The 14785-nt window shown below is 68.2% G+C and carries 16 protein-coding genes; 12 read left to right on the top strand and 4 right to left on the bottom strand.

Going from position 1 to position 14785, the window contains the following annotated elements; translation table 11 throughout:
- Nucleotides 1-2 precede the first annotated feature (2 nt).
- From VLK61_RS11080 to VLK61_RS11055, 6 genes are all read left to right on the top strand, one after another.
- Nucleotides 3-467, top strand: coding sequence for a type II toxin-antitoxin system Phd/YefM family antitoxin (locus VLK61_RS11080; protein ID WP_325421083.1), 465 nt, complete (start codon nucleotides 3-5; stop codon nucleotides 465-467).
- Nucleotides 464-1039, top strand: coding sequence for a DUF6036 family nucleotidyltransferase (locus tag VLK61_RS11075; protein ID WP_325421081.1), 576 nt, complete (start codon nucleotides 464-466; stop codon nucleotides 1037-1039). The genes VLK61_RS11080 and VLK61_RS11075 overlap by 4 nt, the downstream gene beginning before the upstream one ends.
- Before the next feature lie 119 nt (nucleotides 1040-1158).
- Nucleotides 1159-3246, top strand: a complete 2088-nt coding sequence (gene flhA / locus VLK61_RS11070) for a flagellar biosynthesis protein FlhA (RefSeq protein ID WP_325421079.1) — start codon at nucleotides 1159-1161, stop codon at nucleotides 3244-3246.
- A 122-nt stretch (nucleotides 3247-3368) separates the two neighbouring features.
- The gene (gene flhF / locus VLK61_RS11065) at nucleotides 3369-5030 is read left to right on the top strand and encodes a flagellar biosynthesis protein FlhF (protein WP_325421077.1); all 1662 of its coding nucleotides are present in this window, start codon (nucleotides 3369-3371) and stop codon (nucleotides 5028-5030) included.
- A gap of 56 nt (nucleotides 5031-5086) precedes the next feature.
- Nucleotides 5087-5875, top strand: coding sequence for a MinD/ParA family ATP-binding protein (locus VLK61_RS11060; RefSeq protein WP_325421075.1), 789 nt, complete (start codon nucleotides 5087-5089; stop codon nucleotides 5873-5875).
- 21 nt (nucleotides 5876-5896) lie between these two features.
- On the top strand, nucleotides 5897-6610 hold the full coding sequence (locus VLK61_RS11055) for an RNA polymerase sigma factor FliA (protein ID WP_325421073.1): 714 nt from the start codon (nucleotides 5897-5899) through the stop codon (nucleotides 6608-6610).
- 23 nt (nucleotides 6611-6633) lie between these two features.
- Here VLK61_RS11055 and VLK61_RS11050 read toward each other — a convergent pair whose 3' ends face one another.
- The 4 genes from VLK61_RS11050 to flgA all read right to left on the bottom strand — a co-directional run bounded on the left by VLK61_RS11050 (nucleotide 6634) and on the right by flgA (nucleotide 10732).
- Nucleotides 6634-8661: a sensor histidine kinase gene (locus VLK61_RS11050; RefSeq protein WP_325421071.1), complete on the bottom strand. Its 2028-nt coding sequence runs from the start codon at nucleotides 8659-8661 to the stop codon at nucleotides 6634-6636.
- Nucleotides 8662-8900: 239 nt separating this feature from the next.
- The gene (locus VLK61_RS11045; RefSeq protein ID WP_325421069.1) at nucleotides 8901-9305 is read right to left on the bottom strand and encodes a hypothetical protein; all 405 of its coding nucleotides are present in this window, start codon (nucleotides 9303-9305) and stop codon (nucleotides 8901-8903) included.
- Nucleotides 9306-9382: 77 nt separating this feature from the next.
- Entirely contained in the window at nucleotides 9383-9676 is a 294-nt protein-coding gene (flgM, locus tag VLK61_RS11040; RefSeq protein ID WP_325421067.1) for a flagellar biosynthesis anti-sigma factor FlgM, read from the bottom strand.
- 162 nt (nucleotides 9677-9838) lie between these two features.
- Nucleotides 9839-10732: a flagellar basal body P-ring formation chaperone FlgA gene (gene flgA, locus VLK61_RS11035; protein ID WP_325421065.1), complete on the bottom strand. Its 894-nt coding sequence runs from the start codon at nucleotides 10730-10732 to the stop codon at nucleotides 9839-9841.
- 54 nt (nucleotides 10733-10786) lie between these two features.
- Here flgA and flgB point away from each other — a divergent pair, with 54 nt between their 5' ends.
- The 6 genes from flgB to VLK61_RS11005 form a co-directional block, all read left to right on the top strand.
- Nucleotides 10787-11197, top strand: coding sequence for a flagellar basal body rod protein FlgB (flgB, locus tag VLK61_RS11030; RefSeq protein ID WP_325421063.1), 411 nt, complete (start codon nucleotides 10787-10789; stop codon nucleotides 11195-11197).
- 16 nt (nucleotides 11198-11213) lie between these two features.
- The gene (gene flgC / locus VLK61_RS11025) at nucleotides 11214-11636 is read left to right on the top strand and encodes a flagellar basal body rod protein FlgC (protein WP_325421061.1); all 423 of its coding nucleotides are present in this window, start codon (nucleotides 11214-11216) and stop codon (nucleotides 11634-11636) included.
- Nucleotides 11637-11663: 27 nt separating this feature from the next.
- A complete protein-coding gene (locus tag VLK61_RS11020; protein ID WP_325421059.1) occupies nucleotides 11664-12341 on the top strand; it encodes a flagellar hook assembly protein FlgD in 678 nt (225 codons plus the stop codon).
- 32 nt (nucleotides 12342-12373) lie between these two features.
- The gene (gene flgE / locus VLK61_RS11015) at nucleotides 12374-13627 is read left to right on the top strand and encodes a flagellar hook protein FlgE (protein ID WP_325421057.1); all 1254 of its coding nucleotides are present in this window, start codon (nucleotides 12374-12376) and stop codon (nucleotides 13625-13627) included.
- Between the two features lie 27 nt (nucleotides 13628-13654).
- Nucleotides 13655-14377, top strand: coding sequence for a flagellar basal-body rod protein FlgF (gene flgF, locus VLK61_RS11010; RefSeq protein WP_325421055.1), 723 nt, complete (start codon nucleotides 13655-13657; stop codon nucleotides 14375-14377).
- Nucleotides 14378-14489: 112 nt separating this feature from the next.
- The coding region (locus tag VLK61_RS11005; RefSeq protein ID WP_325421053.1) for a flagellar hook-basal body complex protein at nucleotides 14490-14785 on the top strand (296 nt) is incomplete at its 3' end.

Raw genomic sequence — 14785 nt, 5'->3', positions numbered from 1 at the left:
CCATGGAACAGTTCTCGTCCACCCGCGCCAAGCAATCCTTCGGTGAACTGCTGAAAGCCGCAGCACTGGGGCCAGTGGCGATCGAGCGCCACGGCAAGGTACAGGCCATCGTGGCCGCACCGGGCTACTTCACCGGCGTCTCGGCGGCACAGGACGAGCAGGCATCCAGGCGTCTGGCACGCGCGAACCAGAGCGTGGTCGAGAAGGATCGATTGATTCGACACCAGCGAATCGCTCTCGATCTGGTCACCCTGCCGGCCGACGAGCGAGACCGGATGATCGAGCAGGCCCTGGCCGTCGTGCAGCGCTGGCGGCAAGAGCGCTTGTGCAGCAGCGACTACATCGAGCGGTGGTCGGCCCTGCTGAAGCTGCCGGCGGTGGCGTTGGCGATGGCGATGGTGTCCGACGCCGACGGCTGGGGCCCGGCCTTGCGCCAGAACTCGCCCTGGGTCGGTGTGCACGCATGAATCTCGAGGCCTTGTTCGACCTGTTCCGGCAAGCGCGCAAGCTCTGCGGCCATCAGGATTTCGTCGTCATCGGCAGCCTGTCGATCCTGGGGCTGTCTGAGCACTTCCAAGTCCCCGACGACATGACGATGTCCAACGACGTCGACTGCTACACCAAGAACGACCCCGACCGGGTCTTCGATCTGCTGGCAGCGCTGGGCGAGAACTCCCCTTACCACCAGCGTTCCGGCTACTACCTGGATGCGGTAGCGCCCGGCCTGCCCAGCTTGCCGGAGGGGTGGGGCGAGCGCCTGCTGAAAGTGGAACACGACGGCCTGAGGCTGTGGTTCCTGGACCCTAACGACGCTGCGCTGTCCAAATACGCTCGCGGGGAACCGCGCGATCGCCGCTGGATTCAGGCCGGCATCCGCGTCGGCGTGGTATCGCTCCCGGTCGTGAGTGCACGTTGGGGCAGCACCAACTTTCTGGACGCCGATGAGCAGCAGCGTGCTCGCTGCCTGGTCGAGGAGGACCAGGCCTGGTTCGCCCTGGTGAAAGCGGGCCGCCAACCGCCGGAGCCTGAGCCCCGCTGATGGTCCGCTGTTGGTTCGCCCAGCCGACGGGCCTCCGGCTTGTTGACTGACGCTTAAGCCGCGGTTTCCCCCCGCTTATCCGGCTCAAGTTTTCCGGCCGGCCCGGAACAATGCAGCCCATGAATGCTTTCATGGCCCAGCTGCAAGCCCACATCGGCCCCCGTGCCGGCGTGCTGAAGGCGCTGATGGCGCCGATGTTCATCGTGATGGTGCTGTCGATGATGGTGCTGCCGCTGCCGGCATTCGCCCTCGATGTGTTCTTCACTTTCAACATCGCTCTCGCGCTGATGGTGATGCTGATCGCGGCCAACATGGTGCGCCCGCTGGACTTCGCGGCCTTCCCGACCATCCTGCTGGTGACCACGCTGCTGCGCCTGTCGCTGAACGTGGCCTCCACGCGCGTCGTGCTGCTGGAAGGCCACACCGGCGCCGCGGCCGCCGGCAAGGTCATCGAGTCTTTCGGCCACTTCCTGATCGGTGGCAATTTCGCGGTCGGCCTGATCGTCTTCGCGATCCTGGTGGTCATCAACTTCATCGTCGTCACCAAGGGCGCCGAGCGCATCGCCGAAGTCGGCGCGCGTTTCACCTTGGATGCGATGCCCGGCAAGCAGATGGCCATCGATGCCGACCTGAACGCCGGCCTGATCGACGAGAAGGAAGCCAAGCGCCGGCGCATCGAGGTCGGTGAAGAAGCGGAATTCTTCGGCTCGATGGACGGTGCCAGCAAGTTCGTGCGTGGCGACGCCATCGCCGGCATCCTGATCCTGGTCATCAACATCATCGGCGGCTTCATCATCGGCGTGGCCCAGCACTCGCTGTCGGCCGCCCAGGCGGCCGAGAGCTACATCCTGCTGGCTGTCGGTGACGCGCTGGTGGCGCAGATCCCGGGGCTGCTGATCTCGGTCGCCGCGGCGATGGTGGTCTCGCGCGTCGGCAAGGGCAGCGACATCGGCAGCCAGATCCGCGCGCAGGTCTTCTCCAGCCCGAAGGCGCTGGCCATCACCGCGGGCATCGTGATCACGCTGGGCCTGATCCCGGGCATGCCGCACTTGGTGTTCCTGATGATCGGCGGCGGCATCGGCTGGCTGGCCTGGTTCCTGGCCGAGAAGGCCCGCAAGGTGGCCGAAGCCCCGCCGCCCAGCACCCGCCCCGAGCCGCCGGCGAACGCCGAAGCCAGCTGGGACGACCTGCAGCCGGTGGACACGCTGGGCCTGGAAGTCGGCTACCGCCTGATCGCGCTGGTCGACAAGGCGCGCCAGGGCGACCTGCTCAGCCGCATCAAGGGCGTGCGCAAGAAGTTCGCGCAGGACGTCGGCTTCCTGCCGCCGCCGGTGCACATCCGCGACAACCTGGAACTCAAGCCTAGCCTCTACCGCGTGATGCTGCGCGGCGCCGTGGTCGGCGAGGGCGAGGCCTATCCAGGCATGTTCCTGGCCATCAACCCCGGTGGCGCGACGATCAAGCTGCCCGGCACCGCCACCATCGACCCCGCCTTCGGCCTGCCCGCGGTGTGGATCGAGGAGCGCCAGCGCGAGATGGCCCAGATGAACGGCTTCACGGTGGTCGATTGCTCGACCGTCGTGGCCACCCATCTCTCGCACCTGATGCAGGTGAATGCCGCCAAGCTGCTGGGCCGGGTCGAGACCCAGTCGCTGGTCGAGCATGTCACCAAGCTGGCGCCGAAGCTGATCGAGGACGTGATCCCGAAGATGGTCGGCATCGCTGCCGTGCAGAAGGTGCTGCAACTGCTGCTGGAAGAGGGCGTGCACATCCGCGACATGCGCTCCATCGTCGAGTGCCTGGCCGAACATGCCGCCACCGTCACCGACCCGGGTGAACTGGCCCGCCGCATCCGCATTCACCTGGCGCCGGTGATCGTGCAGCAGATCTACGGCCCGACGCGCGAGCTGGACGTCATCGCGCTGGAACCCGAACTCGAACGCCTGGTCACGCAGGCGCTGACCTCGCCGCACGGCGCCGCGCTGGACCCCGGTGTCGCCGACACCTTGACCCGCGAGGCCGCCAACACGGCGGCCCGCGCCGAGAACATGGGCCACCCGGCCTGCCTGCTGGTGCCGGACCTGATCCGCGCGCCGATGGCCCGTTTGCTGAAGCGCTCAGCCCCGCGTCTGAAGGTGCTGGGCCACAGCGAGATTCCCGAGACCCACTCGATCCGCATCGGCTCGATCATCGGCGGCGCCGCCTGATCGGCACAGGCCTGCGGGCGATACCGGACAAAGCGGGTCTTTGCCCCGTTTATCCAGCTTAAGTCGAACAGCCGCACCGGAACAATAGCCAAACCGATGCATACGAGTCCCGGAGTTCCCGCATGAACGTCAAACGCTTTACCGCCAAGAACTCCCGCGACGCATTGGCCCTGGTTCGCCAGGCCCTGGGCGAGGACGCGGTGGTGCTCTCCACGCGGCCCGGTGGCGATGGTGTCGAGGTGCTGGCGATGGCGCCGGACGGCCTGCAGCAGATCGAACAGGCTGCCTCCAACGCGCCGACCGTGCGGGCCCAGGCCGCAGCGCCCGGGCGGGGGCAGCCGCAGCGCCCGGCCCAAGCCGAACCGCGCGCACCGCGTGTGCCGAATTCCGTCGGCGGACAAGTCGGTGCCGACGCCGACCTGCGCGCCGCCCGTGCCGCCGAGCATCAGATCCCGGCGCTGCGCCAGGACGCCGCGCCGCAGCGCGGCCGCAGCGCCGAGCCGAAGCCCACGCTGGCCCAGCGCGCCGCGCGTGAACGCATCGAACCGCGCATGGATGGCGGCATCGATGCCGGTGTCGAAAAGGATGTCGAAGCCCTGGGCATGAGCACGCTGACCTTCCAGGACTATGTGCGTGAACGCATGCTGAAGCGCCGCCAGGCCGAGATCGACCAGGGTCACACCCCGGCCCCGGCGATGCACGCCGAGGCCCCGGCCCGCCGTGCCGCGCCGGCCGCCGCTCCGGCGCCGCAAGCCGCGCCGCGCCGCGAGATTCCCGTGCTGCGCGACGAAGTGCGCCTGGCCGAGCCGGAGCCGCCGGTGCGGCTGGACAATAGCGCTCAACGTGAGCGTAGCGAGATGCTGGGCGAACTGCGCTCGATGAAGCACCTGATCGAAGAACGCTTCGGCATGCTGGCCTTCATGGAGAAGCTGCAGCGCAACCCGCGCCAGGCCGAGCTCTCGCAGAAGCTGCTGGACAGCGGCCTGTCGCCGGCGCTGATCCGCAAGCTGGTGCAAAGCCTGCCGGCCGACACCGACGACGAAATGGCCTGGGCCGCCAGCGTGCTGGAACGCAATGTGCTGACCGACGAGCGCGACGCGCCGATCGAAGACCAGGGCGGCGTCTACGCGCTGATCGGCTCCACCGGCGTCGGCAAGACCACCTCCACCGCCAAGATCGCCGCCGCCTTCGCCACCAAGCACGGCGCCGCGAACCTCGGCCTGATCACGCTGGACGCCTACCGCGTCGCCGCCCACGAACAACTGCGCACCTACGGCCGCATCCTCGGCGTGCCGGTGCACACCGCGCATGACCGCGCGTCGCTGGAAGACCTGCTGGAGCTGCTGTCGGCCAAGAAGATGGTGCTGATCGACACCGCCGGCATGGCCCAGCGCGACAGCCGCACCCGCGAGCTGATGGAGATGCTCTCGCACCGCTCGATCCAGAAGCTGCTGGTGGTCAACGCCGCCGCACAAGGCGAAACGGTGGAAGACGTGATGACGGCCTACGGCGCGGCCAGCTGCCGCGGCATCGTGATCAGCAAGCTCGACGAAGCCGTCAAGCTGGGGCCCGCGCTGGATGCGGTGATCCGCCACAAGTGCAAGGTGGTCGGCATCGCCAACGGCCAGCGCGTGCCGGAAGACTGGCACCGCCTGTCGGCCCAGGCGCTGGTGCAGCGTGCGCTGCGCGGCGGCGGCGGCTCGTCGTGGCGCCTGGACGCCGGTGAAGTGAACCTGATCTTCGCCGGCCGCCACGCGGTGACCAGCGCTGCGGTTCACGCCTGATCTGATTCAGCCCCTAGCGATCAAACAACACGTCCAAGCGCTCAATGCACGATTTCATGAATTCCCGCCACGCACCCCTCGACCAGGCCCATGGCCTGCGCCAGCTGTTCGCGGCGCAGCGCCAGCGCTTCGTGCCGCTGGTGCACAACCCGCACGTGGCCTTCGGCGGTGTGTCGATGGAGCGCCTGTGCGCGGCCTTCGCCGAAGCCCAGATGCACACGCTGGTGGTCGACGCGGCCGACACCGCCAGCACCGCGGATGAATTGGCGCAGGTCGATCTGTCGGCCTGCATCGAACGCCTGTCGCCCAGCGTGTCCTACCTGGCCGCGCGCGGCCTGCCGATGCGCCACCTGGATGCCCGAGGCGCGACCAGCGGCTTCCTGAGCGCGCTGGCCGAAGCCGCGCCGCGTGCCGACGTGGTGCTGGTGCATGCCGGCGCCTCCGACATCGCGCGGCTGTTTGCCCGCCGCGCGCCGCGCCCGATCCTGCAGGCCGCCGATCTGCCGGAAAGCCTGACCCATGCCTACGCGTCGATGAAGCTGCTGACGCAGCGCCTGGGCGTGATGGCCTTCGATCTGATGGTGGCGGCCGACGCCGGCTCACCGCGCATTGCCCGCATCGCCGACCGGCTGGCCGACTGCGCCGACCGCTTTCTCGGCGCCGCGCTGTCCGATTGGGCACTGGCCGACCCCAGTGCCGACGACGATGAGCCGCTGCAACCGGAGCTGCGCCGTCTGGCCGCGGCCCAGCTGCGCAACGGCGACGACTTCACCGAACCCTCATCCCTGGCCATGCATGGCCGGGCGAGCGCCGCGCGTGGTTTTGCCGCGGCCCACGCGAACTGATCTGTCCGGGAGCCCCCACCCATGTACACCGCCAAAGGCCGACTCGACGCCAATGCGATGCTCAAGCAGTACAGCCCGCTGGTGCGCCGTCTGGCCCACCAGATGATCGCCAAGCTACCGGCCAACGTCGAGATCGACGACCTGATCCAGGTCGGCATGATCGGGCTGTCGGATGCGCTGACGCGCTTCGACTCCGCCCAGGGCGTGCAGTTCGAAACCTTCGCCACCCAGCGCATCCGCGGCGCGATGCTCGATGAGCTGCGCGGCAGCGACTGGATGAGCCGCGGCGACCGCCGGCACCAGCGTTCGATCGAGACCGCCGTGCACAAGCTGGAGCAGAAGCTCGGCCGCGCGCCGCAGGAGAGCGAGATCGCCAAGGAAATGGGCTTGTCGCTGACCGATTACCAGGAGCTACTTGGCAAAGTGCGCGGCACCCAGCTGGTCCACCTGGAAGACATGACCGGCGACGACGGCGACGACGACTACCTCGACCGCCATGTGGCCGACGAGACGGCCAACCCGCTCTCGCTGCTGAACGACCACCGCATGCGCGAAGCGCTGGTCGAAGCCATCAAGAACCTGCCCGAACGCGAGCAGTACGTGATGAGCATGTACTACGAGCACGACATGAACCTCAAGGAGATCGCGGCCGTGCTGAAAGTGACCGAAAGCCGCGTGTGCCAGCTGCACAGCCAGAGCATTGCCCGCCTGCGGAGCAGGCTTCGCGAATGGTAGTGCGCAGCCGGCCGCGTCGGTGATCAGACGGTCAGGTTCGGTAGGCGGTCCGGCACCGTCACGGCTTCGGGTCGCGCCGCTTCACGCTGGCCCAGGCTGAACTCGAAGCTGGCGCCGACACCCGGCTGGCCGCTGGCGGTGATGGTGCCGCCATGGCGCTGCACGATGCGCTGCACGATGGTCAGGCCGATGCCGGTGCCATGGAACTCTTCATGGCGGTGCAGGCGCTGGAAGGGCTGGAACAGCTTGCGCGCCTGCTCGGGGCCGAAGCCGGCGCCGTTGTCGGCCAGGGTCAGCAGCAGCTGGCCGTCGTCGTCGCGCTCGCCGCTGAAACGCACGCTGGGCTGCGCCACCTGGCGCGTGAACTTCGCGGCATTGCCCAGCAGGTTCTGCAGCACGATGCGCAACTGCGGCGGCGAAGCCCAGACGACCATGCCGGGCTGCACCTGCCATGCGACCGGGGCGGCACGTTCGATGTGCGGCAGGCCGGCGATCACCTCGTGGGCCATGGCGCTGAGATCGATCGCCTGGCGCTCGATCGCGGCACTCGACGAGCGGGCCAACTCCAGCAGCGCTTCCAGCGTCACCAGCATGTCGCGTGCGGCGCGCACCTGCAGGTCCAGCAGCGCGCCTTCGCCGGGTTCCATGCGCTCGCCCATGCGCTGGCGCAGCAGTTCGGCCAGGCCCTGCACATGGCCGATGGGCGTGCGCAGCTCATGCGCCAGGTGGCGCGCAAAGGCATCGAGGTCGCGGTTGGCCAGCTCCAGCTCGCGGGTGCGGGCGGTCACCGCGAGCTGCAGTTCGCGGTTGTGCTGCACCAGCATCTGCTCGGTCATCTTGCGCAGCGTGATGTCGCGGCCGACACCGTGATAACCGCCGAAGTGACCGTGTTCGTCGAAGCGCGGCGCGCCGGCCAGCGAGATCCAGATCGTGCGGCCGTCGTCGCGCTGCACCGGGAACTCCAGCGCGCGAAAGGGCTGGCGTGCATCCAGCTCGGCGCGGTGGCTGTCCCATTGCGCGGCGGGCAGGGCATCGGGAAGGGCTTCCCAGCGGGTCAAGCCGACATGGCGCTGCACCAGGCTGCCGAAGCGGCGCAGCATCTCCGGCGTCGGCGGCGGGAAGCGGTGCTCGGCGTCGGTGACCCAGTACCAGTCGGCCGACAGCCCGGCCATCACCGCATAGCGTTGCTCGCTGGCCTGCAGCCGGCGGAAGGCCTCTTTCGATGCGGTGATGTCGCGCGCCACGCCTTCATAACCGGCGAAGCTGCCGTCGCGGTGAAAGCGCGGCCGGCCCGACAGGCCGACCCAGCCACGCGCCTGCGCGCCCAGGCCGCTGACGGCCAGCTCGATGTCGTGGAAACTTTCCTGCCGCTCCAGCAGGTCGTGGAAGGCGTGCCAACCCATCGCCGGCGGCTGGCAGAAACCCAGTTCGTCGTGGCGGCGGCCGAGCAGGTCGCCCAGGGCGCGGCCGGCCGGCTTGACGATCGGCGCGTCGGCCGACAGCGTGGACAAGCGCTTGCGCGCGTCGGTCTCCCAGTACCAGTCGGTCGAGAGTTCGGCGCGCGCGCGCCAGCGCCGTTCGGATTCACCGAGCACACCTTCGACCTGTGTGGCCAGGTCGCCGAAGGCCGAGGGCACGGCACGATGCGATTGGCGCAGCCCGGCGACGGCCGATTCCCAGGTGCCGCGGCGCAGTTCATTGACCGTTTCGCGCAAGGTGCGCGCGGCCAGACGGTGCGAGCGCCACAGGATCACCGCCACCGCCGTGAGCAGCAGCCCGCCCATCGCCGCGGCCGCCAGGCCTTGCGCCAGCGCCTGGCGCCAGGCGGATGTCACGGGATCGTCGGTCAGCAGGGGCAGCAGCCGGACGGCAGCCGCCAGGGCGCAGACCGCACACAGCAAACTCAGCAGCAGCACGATGCGGCGCGCGGTGCGGTTGCTGCCGGGGTCGCTGAGCGATGGCGCCGCGGTTTCGGACCACGGCAGTGTTTCGCCTTCGGCACGCGCGGCGGATTCCAGCCGCGAGCGCGGCCTGAGTACTGCAAATCCCAATCAACGACCTCTTGCAAGCAATGTGGCTTGGCCACTTGACTCAACCCCCTCCCTCGGGGGCCAGGAGCACGCTTGTTATGGGTCCGGCTGGCGCGTGAGCCTGCGCCTGCGGACGTATCGGAATGTACGTGGTCGTGGGCGAGTGTGCCCGCGTCGCCGCGTCAGGGCAACGGGGAAACTACTTCAGAGGTCAAAGATGTTGGCGGGGGCTGGCCGGCGCAGCGGCCGGCGGGATGGCTTCAGGCGCTGATCGAGCCGCCGCGCAGCGGCGAATCGGGCAGGCCGCGGGCGCCGTAGAGGGCGTTGCCGGGGGCGCTGTCGGGCATCAGCACATCGATGGCGCGGTCGAGCGCGGCGGTGGCGCGCGCCAGGGTTTCGCGCTGCGAAGCCACCTGCGCGCTGGCACGTGCCAGGCGGCGGCGCATCGGCTCGGGCACGCCGCCATGGCGTGCCGCATGCATGAAGCGCTGCACCGCGGCGGCCAGCGCACGGTGCAATTCATTGGCCTGTACTTCCACGGCGCGCGCGTCGCGCTCACGCAACGAATCGGCCAGGCCGGCCAGGCCGCGCTCCACGTTGGCCACGGCGGTCTCCAGCTCGGAAGTCTGCGCAAGCGCGTGCTGCTCGATGGACGTCGTGATCATGCGGCGGACCTGTGAAGGTGGGCGTGAGGGGGAGCGAAGGGAAGAGCCGTGAACCGGGTGATCAGTGAAGCGATCACTCAGCTGCGTGCCTTCGGCGACAACAGCTCGGCCGCGTTGGCGATCAGCTTGTCGGCGATGGCCTCGGCGTTGACTTCGAACTTGCCATCGCGAATGGCGTCGGAGATGCGCTTGACCTTCTCCGCGTCGAACACTGCTTCGCTGCCGCCGGCGCCGAGCAAGGCCCCGGCCGACAACTCGACCTTGGCGCTGGGCTCGGAGGCCGAACCGCCGCCAGCCGCGGCTGTCGTCGACTTGCGTTCCGTGACTGCGGGGGAAACCGCAGGCTTGTTTTCAATTGAACCGATCTTCATGGTGGACTCCTACAGGGCGGGTCACCTGGCTTTGCCCTGAGACATGCTCGGGGTATCGGCCCGCGATAGCGCGGACTTTAGGGCTTTCACACATTCTTTTCATTGGATCCCCCGGTTGCGGGAGAGCCAAGCATGTGCAACCCGATATTGTGATGCAAATGATCAAAGCGCTATCTCCATGCGCCGATCCCCACTGGGCACACCACTGAGCACGCGGCCCGATTCGACACGCACCCGCGCCGTCTGGCCTTCCACGCCGGCCGTCACGGCCTGGCCTTCGGCGCTGACGGCGTATCCCTGTCCGACCGCCACCACCCGCACCACATCGCCGGCATTGAAATACTGCCGCGCCTTCAGGTCCATGCGGCGCAGCGTGTCGCCGGCGGCCAGCGGGCGGGCCAGCGTGCGGCCCAGCGCCAGCGGCGCCGCGGTGATGGCCGGGTCGGGGCTGGCGGCCAAGTCCACTTCCACCCGTTGCAGGTGCCGGGCCTCCAGCAGCGTGCCGGCGGGCAGCGCCGAAGCGGCCACCAGCGCCGGCGCAAACAGCTTCACCGTGACCGGCAGGTAGACATTCCACTTGGTCGGGCCCTGCAGGCAGCGCAGGCCGATGCGGGTGCGCCCATAGGGCCGCACGCCGGTGGGCAGATAGGGAAGGATCTGTTCGCAGGGGGCGAGCTTGAGGCGCGGGTCGAGCTGGCCGATCTCCACTGCCACCCGCATCGGCCCGCCGCCCGGGCCCATCGCCGCACCGGCCGCCGTGCTGGCCAGCTGCTGCAGTTGCTGGGCGAGTCCCGCATCGATGCCTTCGGCGCAGGCCGTGCCGGCCGCCAGACCGATGGCCAGACCGGTGATCAGGACGGCGCAGGCGCGCAGGTCGTGCAAGGCGCGTGAGGCGCGGGATGCGTGCGATGCGCGCGAGGTGCGCAGAGGGAGGGCGATCTTCTTCACGTCGTGATGGTCGCTGCCGCCGGCCTGGCGCAGTGGCTGGAAATGGCAGGTCTTGCGCCGCTTTATCCGGCTCATGTTCCCGCCCCGCTTGCCCAGAATGCCTGGCATCCGAACCCTCATTCACGCCCTCCGGATTCACGCCAAGCCCACCGCGACCGACCCATGCAACGCCTGACCTCCACGCTCGATTTCCATGCACAAGCCCTGACGCTGCGTGCCGAGCGCCAGCGTCTGATTGCCAGCAACATCGCGAACGCCGACACGCCGGGCTACCAGGCCCGCGACATGGATTTCACCAAGGCGCTGCGTGAAGCCACCGGCGCCCAGGCCACGGCCGGCGCGATGGCGGTGACGAACAGCGGCCACATCGCCGAGCCCGCCGGTGCGCGCAGCGACAGCGAGCTGCTCTACGCCACCGGCCCGCAGGACAGCCTGGACCGCAACACCGTCGACCTGGACCGCGAGCGCGCCGCGTTCGCCGAGAACTCGGTGAAGTACGAGGCCACGCTGCGTTTCATCAACGGCAGTGTGCGCAGCCTCACCGAAGCCATGCGCAGCCCCAGCCAAGGTTGATTGAAGGACCGCCACGATGAGCATGTTCAAGATCTTCGACGTCTCCGGCAGCGCGGTCAGCGCGCAGTCGCAGCGCCTCAATACGGTGGCCTCCAACCTGGCCAACGCCGACACCGTGGCCGGCCCCGACGGCCAGGCCTACAAGGCGCGCCAGGTGGTGTTCCAGACCACGCTGATGGGCGAGGTGGCCAACGGCGCGCCGGCCGCAGCCGGCGTGCGTGTCTCGAACGTGGTGGAAGACAACACCCCTGGCCGCAAGGTGCACGACCCCAAGCACCCCGGCGCCGACGCCCAGGGCTACGTGACCTACAGCAACGTGAACCCGGTCGAGGAGATGGTCAACATGATCTCGGCCTCGCGTTCGTACCAGAACAACATCGAAGTGATGAACACCGCCAAGAGCCTGCTGCTGAAGACGCTGCAGCTCGGCCAGTCCTAATGTCCTATTTGATCGGCCGGAGCCTCCATGAGCAGTTTTGACTTCAGCGCTGTTGACACCAGTTCGCCGGTGAGCCCCACCAGCGCGGTGAACTCGGTGAAGAAGGCCACCGGCACCACCGCCACGGCCAGCGAGCAGACCGACCGCTTCCTGAAGCTGCTGGTCACGCAGATGCAGAACCAGGATCCGCTGAACCCGATGGACAACGCGCAGATCACCACGCAGATGGCGCAGATCTCCACCGTCAGCGGCATCGACGACCTGAACAAGTCCATCGTCAGCATGAACAGCATGCTGATGCAGTCGCAGTCGCTCGAGGCGGCTTCGCTGGTCGGCAAGAACGTGCTGGTGGCCGGCGATGACCTGACGCTCGATGCCGACGGCTACGCCACCGCCGGCTTCGACCTGGCCGGGCCCGCCGAATCGGTGGTGGTCAATGTGAAGAACGCCGCCGGCCAGATCATCGACAGCGTGAACCTCGGCTCGGCCGAAGCCGGCCGCCAGAGCTTCGGCTGGAAGTCCGCCGACCCCAAGCTGGTCGGCCTGACCTTCAGCGTCACCGCGCTGTCCGGCGGCACCCAGGTCGGCAGCACGCCGCTGGTGGCCGATGCCGTCACCGCCGTGTATTCCGATGGCGGCCAGCTGAATGTCGAAACCGTCAAGCATGGCGTCGTGAAGTACAGCGACGTCAAAGCCGTTTCCTGAAATCACCCCGCGAATCACCGAAGGAGCCCACCATGGCATTCCAGCAAGGCCTGTCCGGCCTCAACGCGACCAGCAAGAACCTGAGCGTCATCGGCAACAACATTGCCAACGCCAACACCTACGGCAGCAAGGCCTCGCGCGCCGAGTTCGCCGACATGTATGCGAACGCCATGAACGGCAGCGGCGGCAGCGCCATCGGCATCGGTGTCAACCTCACCGGCGTGACGCAGCGCTTCTCGCAAGGCAACATCACCACCACCGAAAGCGGCCTGGATCTGGCGATCAACGGCAACGGCTTCTTCCAGCTCGACGCGGCGGGCACCACGGTGTACTCGCGCAATGGCCAGTTCACGCTGGACAAGGAAGGCAACCTGACCAACTCGTCGGGCCAGAAGCTGCTGGGCTACGCCGCCAACCCCGATGGCATCATCATCCCGTCCACCGTGCAGGCGCTGCAGTTGCCCACCGCGGGCGTGGCGCCGAATGCCACCTCGCAGGTGGCGCTGGAGTTCAACCTCGATTCACGCGTTGCCGGCCCGTCGGCGGCACTGACCTTCGACCCGGCCGATCCGAACACCTACAACAACGCCACCTCGGTGACGGTGTATGACGCCAAGGGCCAGGAACTGGCGCTGACCTCCTACTTCCGCAAGTCCGACACGGTGGTCGATACCTGGGACATCTACCTCACCGCCAATGGCATGCCGATGCCCGCGGACGGCAGCCCGGCTGTCGCGGCGATGACCTTTGCCGCGGACGGTGGCTCGATGACCGCGCCGGTGGGCACGATCCCGCTCGTCATCGACGCCGGCGTGCCGCTGACGGCCGGCGGCACCTCGCTGCAGATCGACTTCGACCTGGACCTGGCCGGCGCCACGCAGTACGGCGCGGCCTTCTCGGTGACCGACCTGTCGCAGGACGGGTATGCCCCGGGCCAGCTCACCGGCGTCAGCATCGACAAGACCGGCGTCATCAAGGCCCAGTACTCGAACGGCCAGTCCAAGTCGGCCGGCCAGCTGGTGCTGGCGACCTTCCGCAACCCGCAGGGCTTGCAGCCGCTGGGCGGCAACGCCTGGTCGTCCTCTTTCGCCTCGGGCGACCCGATCGTCGGCGCCGCCGGCCAGGGCAACTTCGGCCTGCTGCAATCGGGCGCGCTGGAAGAGTCCAACGTCGACCTGACGGCCGAGCTGGTCAACATGATCACCGCGCAGCGCGCCTACCAGGCCAATGCGCAATCGATCAAGACCGAAGACCAGGTGCTGCAGACCTTGGTCAACCTGCGCTAAGTCGCGAACTGAGCGGGGACTTCAACCATGGATCGCTTGATCTACCTGGCGATGAGCGGGGCCAAGGCCACGATGCAGCGCCAGGACGTGGTGTCCCACAACCTGGCCAATGCCTCGACCACCGGCTTCAAGGCCGAACTGGCCGCGTTCCGCGCGGTGCCGGTGGTGGGCGAGGGCGCCAGCACCCGCGTCTACGCGCTCGAATCGACACCCGGCTACAACGCCGATGCCGGTCCGGTGCAGGCCACCGGCCGCAACCTCGATGTGGCGATGAAGGGCAATGCCTGGCTGGCCGTGCAGGCCACCGACGGCACCGAGGCCTACACCCGGGCCGGCTCGCTGGAGATGAACACCGAAGGCCTGCTGACCACCCACAACGGCCTGACCGTGCTGGGCGAAGGCGGGCCGATCACGATGCCGGCCAACGGTGAATACAAGATCGCCGCTGACGGCACCATCACCGCCAAGGTCGGCAACGGCCGGCCGACGGCGGTGGGCAAGCTGAAGCTGGTGACACCCGAAGCGCCGCTGACGCGCGGTACCGACGGCCTGATGCGGGCTGCCGAAGAACTGCCGGCCGACGCCACGGCGCGGCTGCAGGACGGCGCGCTGGAAGGCAGCAACGTCTCGACCATCGAGAGCATGGTGGCGATGATTTCCGCCGCGCGGCAGTTCGAGCAGCAGATGAAGATGCTGCAGGCGGCGCAGGACAAGGAACAGGCCGCGACCAAGCTGCTCGGCAGCACCTGAACCTGACGCTGGTCCTACCCGAAGAAAGCGCCGCTCCTGCGGCGCTTTTCGCTTCATCAGACCCCTCAAGTTCCGCAGATCATGACGGCATCACGACCAAAGGACCGTCGCCATGATGCGTTCGCTGTGGATCTCGAAGACCGGCATGGAAGCCCAGCAAACCCAGCTGGACGCCATCTCGCACAACCTCGCCAACACGGCGACCAATGGCTACAAGCGCGGCCACGCGGTGTTCGAGGACCTGATGTACCAGAACCTGCGCCAGGCCGGTGCCAACACCAGCGAGCAGAGCACGCTGCCCACCGGCCTGCAGATGGGCCTGGGCACGCGCGCCGTCGGCATGGCGCGCAACTTCTCGCAGGGCAACCTGCAGAGCACCGGCAACTCGCTGGACGTGGCCATCAAGGG

Origin of the sequence: Aquabacterium sp. (assembly GCF_035476535.1) — a bacterium.
In the GTDB taxonomy this organism is placed as follows: Bacteria; Pseudomonadota; Gammaproteobacteria; order Burkholderiales; family Burkholderiaceae_C; genus Pseudaquabacterium.
This window is presented reverse-complemented; position numbering and strand designations above follow the sequence as displayed.

Bases quoted from the DNA above. Each gene is read 5' to 3' on its own strand.
- VLK61_RS11080 (WP_325421083.1), top strand. From the start codon at position 3: ATGGAACAGTTCTCGTCCACCCGCGCCAAGCAATCCTTCGGTGAACTG.
- VLK61_RS11075 (WP_325421081.1), top strand. From the start codon at position 464: ATGAATCTCGAGGCCTTGTTCGACCTGTTCCGGCAAGCGCGCAAGCTC.
- flhA (WP_325421079.1), top strand. From the start codon at position 1,159: ATGAATGCTTTCATGGCCCAGCTGCAAGCCCACATCGGCCCCCGTGCC.
- flhF (WP_325421077.1), top strand. From the start codon at position 3,369: ATGAACGTCAAACGCTTTACCGCCAAGAACTCCCGCGACGCATTGGCC.
- VLK61_RS11060 (WP_325421075.1), top strand. From the start codon at position 5,087: ATGAATTCCCGCCACGCACCCCTCGACCAGGCCCATGGCCTGCGCCAG.
- VLK61_RS11055 (WP_325421073.1), top strand. From the start codon at position 5,897: ATGTACACCGCCAAAGGCCGACTCGACGCCAATGCGATGCTCAAGCAG.
- VLK61_RS11045 (WP_325421069.1), bottom strand. From the start codon at position 9,305: ATGATCACGACGTCCATCGAGCAGCACGCGCTTGCGCAGACTTCCGAG.
- flgM (WP_325421067.1), bottom strand. From the start codon at position 9,676: ATGAAGATCGGTTCAATTGAAAACAAGCCTGCGGTTTCCCCCGCAGTC.
- flgA (WP_325421065.1), bottom strand. From the start codon at position 10,732: ATGCCAGGCATTCTGGGCAAGCGGGGCGGGAACATGAGCCGGATAAAG.
- flgB (WP_325421063.1), top strand. From the start codon at position 10,787: ATGCAACGCCTGACCTCCACGCTCGATTTCCATGCACAAGCCCTGACG.
- flgC (WP_325421061.1), top strand. From the start codon at position 11,214: ATGAGCATGTTCAAGATCTTCGACGTCTCCGGCAGCGCGGTCAGCGCG.
- VLK61_RS11020 (WP_325421059.1), top strand. From the start codon at position 11,664: ATGAGCAGTTTTGACTTCAGCGCTGTTGACACCAGTTCGCCGGTGAGC.
- flgE (WP_325421057.1), top strand. From the start codon at position 12,374: ATGGCATTCCAGCAAGGCCTGTCCGGCCTCAACGCGACCAGCAAGAAC.
- flgF (WP_325421055.1), top strand. From the start codon at position 13,655: ATGGATCGCTTGATCTACCTGGCGATGAGCGGGGCCAAGGCCACGATG.